4 protein-coding genes and 1 pseudogene are annotated in these 2,818 nt (G+C 58.0%); 1 reads left to right on the top strand and 4 read right to left on the bottom strand.

Annotated features, from left to right (window positions below; translation table 11 throughout):
- Window positions 1-391 (bottom strand): annotated as a pseudogene (locus tag SD626R_RS13335) (Fe-S cluster assembly protein SufB); the annotation flags it as partial.
- A gap of 335 nt (window positions 392-726) precedes the next feature.
- Between SD626R_RS13335 and SD626R_RS13330 the strand changes: the two are divergent.
- A complete protein-coding gene (locus tag SD626R_RS13330) occupies window positions 727-1,281 on the top strand; it encodes a DUF7342 family protein (protein ID WP_255310184.1) in 555 nt (184 codons plus the stop codon).
- A gap of 45 nt (window positions 1,282-1,326) precedes the next feature.
- On the opposite strand, the gene SD626R_RS13325 is transcribed toward SD626R_RS13330, so the two are convergent.
- The 3 genes from SD626R_RS13325 to SD626R_RS13320 all read right to left on the bottom strand — a co-directional run bounded on the left by SD626R_RS13325 (window position 1,327) and on the right by SD626R_RS13320 (window position 2,720).
- A complete protein-coding gene (locus SD626R_RS13325; protein WP_092566828.1) occupies window positions 1,327-2,148 on the bottom strand; it encodes an SWIM zinc finger family protein in 822 nt (273 codons plus the stop codon).
- A 135-nt stretch (window positions 2,149-2,283) separates the two neighbouring features.
- Complete coding sequence (locus SD626R_RS16925; protein WP_176697329.1) at window positions 2,284-2,421, bottom strand: hypothetical protein; 138 nt, start codon at window positions 2,419-2,421, stop codon at window positions 2,284-2,286.
- A gap of 2 nt (window positions 2,422-2,423) precedes the next feature.
- Window positions 2,424-2,720 carry a hypothetical protein gene (locus SD626R_RS13320; protein WP_241996667.1) on the bottom strand — a complete coding sequence of 99 codons (297 nt, stop codon included), beginning with the start codon at window positions 2,718-2,720 and terminating at the stop codon, window positions 2,424-2,426.
- Window positions 2,721-2,818: the final 98 nt, after the last annotated feature.

Raw genomic sequence — 2,818 nt, 5'->3', positions numbered from 1 at the left:
CGCCGACGCCGGAGAGCGCGTTCTTCTCGGCCTCCGGGATGCCCAGCTTGTCGAAGGTGTCTTTGATGTCGTCTGGGAGTTCCGTCCAGTCGTCGACGCCCGCCCGCACGTCGACGTCCGGCCGAATGTAGGGGACTATCTCGTCGATGTCGACTTCACTCAGGTCCGGCTGACCGGGCCAGTCGGTCGGCATCGGCATCTCTTGGAACTGCTCGAGCGCGCGCAGGCGGCGCTCCAGCATCCACTCTGGTTCGTCTTTGTCCTCCGAGATGACGCGGACTGTCTCCTCGGTGAGACCTTTCTCGGTCTGGAAGGCAGACTTCTCCTCCTTCTTGAACTCGAAACGGGCCTCGGTGTTTGTCTCTTTGAGATCGTCTTGTTTTGAACTCATCAAAGTATTCTTCAGAGACTACGAACATAAGTGTGGTGCGCTAGAACACTCGTTAGTAACTTATGATGGTTTCTTTAACGAAAGAGGATAATTTTATGTAGTTTAATTTAGATTCTCTATCTAGTAGAATTTAGTATGTGGAAAGAGGATGATACCGTACAAACAGAATCACCGTCACTCGTTAGCGAGAATGACTCGACAGCACTCGATCGCTGCTTCGATGTGGCGGTCGACGACGGCGTCACTGATACGAAGGGTCGTTGCCACTCATCTGGTACCTCTCTATGGATAATCCGTTGTATCGAATTAGGCGTGTAGAATTAGTTACTCTGCGAGTGGGAGCTGTACAACGAAGACAGCGCCTGTCGGTTCATTATCCTCCACCCAGATCTCGCCACCGTATTCGGGCGGTCGCCGAGACGCTTCGCGAATCACGGTCAGTTAACTGGGTCAGCGAGCAGACTGACGCCGCCTGGAGTACTACCAACGAGGAACTCCAAGCGCTCGTCGAGCAGGGCCAACTGCGCCGCGTTGAGTCCGGCGAGAGCACGCGCTATCTGCCAGACTACACGCGCCTGTTCTTCGAGAAGATCCGCGCGCTCATTGAGGAGAACATGCGCGAGGAGCTGCGGAGTGAATTGACCGCGATTACCGAGGAGATCGAGGAGTGGCAGACGACCTACGACATCGAGACGTGGGAGGAGCTCGAACAGTCGCTCGCCGACGGCGATCTCGCAAGTGCCGAGCTTCAGGAACGCCGTGACGTGATTACACGCTGGGAGGAGAATCTGGAAGACCGCCGACTCATCAAGCATGCGTTGGCGCTCTACTCGGATGTCGAAGCCGCTCGCGAACAGATGATCGACGCGGCTGACCGCGACACAAACTAATTTTCACGGTCGTCGAACGTGTGGGCGTCATCGAGGGCGACCCAGCTATTCGTCGGCCTGCTCGCCCAGCTTCGCTCGAAGCTCGACTGCCGCCTTCTCGAAGTGGTCCGCGGGAACTGGCTTTCCCGCCGTCACACGCTCCTCAAGGAACGCAACGGCGTCAGTGACCGCATCAGCGTCGCGGTTCGCGGTCGCGACACACTCAACATACCCGTCGAGTGCCTGACTGAACGCACGCGAGAAGTGGTCGTACGCGCCGTCGGCGCGCTCCATGTTGTCGTCGAGGGACTCGACGAGTGCCCGGTAGACGGTCGCCGCTGACGCGTGCCGCCCCTGCTCGAGGTACTCGTTCGCGAGCTCGAACCACTGCGTGAAGTCGATTGGCTCGAAGATGACGTGGTACTCAGGGTTCGTCTCGTCGAACCGCCGATCGATCGAGGCACGAAGCTCACCGACCGACTGGCTCGTCGGCTCGCCAACGCCGGCGAGAAACCGCTCGCGGAGATCCGTATTGGTCGCGAGTTCGTCACGCAGGAACGCGCGGAGTTCGTCGTCGTCGGCACTGTCGAGTGCGGCGTCGAGTCGATCGCCGTCGTCTGCCGGGGGGTCATCGACACACCGGAGCAACACGGCGACGACGTGCTTACACGCTCCCGGCCTGTCGTACGGACAGTCGCACCACGGGACAAACCCGTCTGCGGCGTGGTCAACACGGACATCGTACTGACGGCTGCCGCTCACGACGGCGGTAACGTTGCTGTCGACGCGGTGTATTTCGTGGATACGGCCCTCAGCAAGATATCGTTCGCCGCGTTCGAAGACTGCGTCGGTACAAATGTCTCGAACCGTGTCCTCGGTTGCATCCATATGCGTGGCCGATGTTCCAGTGCGAACGGGAAAACTGGTGCGTCAATCTCGCTTTCGCTCCGGATTGGAACGGTCTCGCTCTGCGAGAAACCACGGTACTGTTGTAGTACTACGGAGAACAGCCTGGAGAGAGTCCTACTCGGTCGCGAGTTCGTCGTAGATCTCCTCGTGCTCGTCGAGATCTTGGCGTCCGAGGAACCGGATGAGATACTGCCGTGCCTCCTCGGGGGACAACTCATCGGGAATCTCGGGTTGGTCACTCTCAGCAGCCATCCTTACTCCTCACTATAGGGGTCATCGTCATAATCGTTCGGTTCGTGTTGTTCATTGTCGCCTGTATCGAGCTTGGGATCTCTGGGTAGCTGATCTGTGTCTTCGATCCGTGACAGCCACAGGTTGATGGTTGCCTCGTACTCTGGGGCGAGCGGCTCTGTGTGCGCTCCGAGATACTCGATCACGTCGTCCTCATTGACACTGCTCTCATCTGTCGCGAACGCTTTTAGAATCTCTTTGATCTCCCGATTGTAGTCAAAGCGGCGGCCATTCAACGCGTAGAAAATTCGGGTTGACATGAGCGCCGTTCTCGACGGCCTTGTACGTCGCTGCGGCCTCGTTGGTAGTGTTCAGATAAGCTGATTCCATGCGAAAGCGAACGATCTCAGCCACTCGT

Origin of the sequence: Halorubrum sp. SD626R, assembly GCF_001261915.1 — an archaeon.
In the GTDB taxonomy this organism is placed as follows: Archaea; Halobacteriota; Halobacteria; order Halobacteriales; family Haloferacaceae; genus Halorubrum.
The sequence above is the reverse complement of the archived record's forward strand: the minus strand, read 5'-3'. Positions and strand labels throughout refer to the sequence as shown.

Coding starts and splice junctions, on each gene's coding strand:
- SD626R_RS13325 (WP_092566828.1), bottom strand. CDS start 2,148: ATGGATGCAACCGAGGACACGGTTCGAGACATTTGTACCGACGCAGTC.
- SD626R_RS16925 (WP_176697329.1), bottom strand. CDS start 2,421: ATGGCTGCTGAGAGTGACCAACCCGAGATTCCCGATGAGTTGTCCCCC.
- SD626R_RS13320 (WP_241996667.1), bottom strand. CDS start 2,720: ATGTCAACCCGAATTTTCTACGCGTTGAATGGCCGCCGCTTTGACTAC.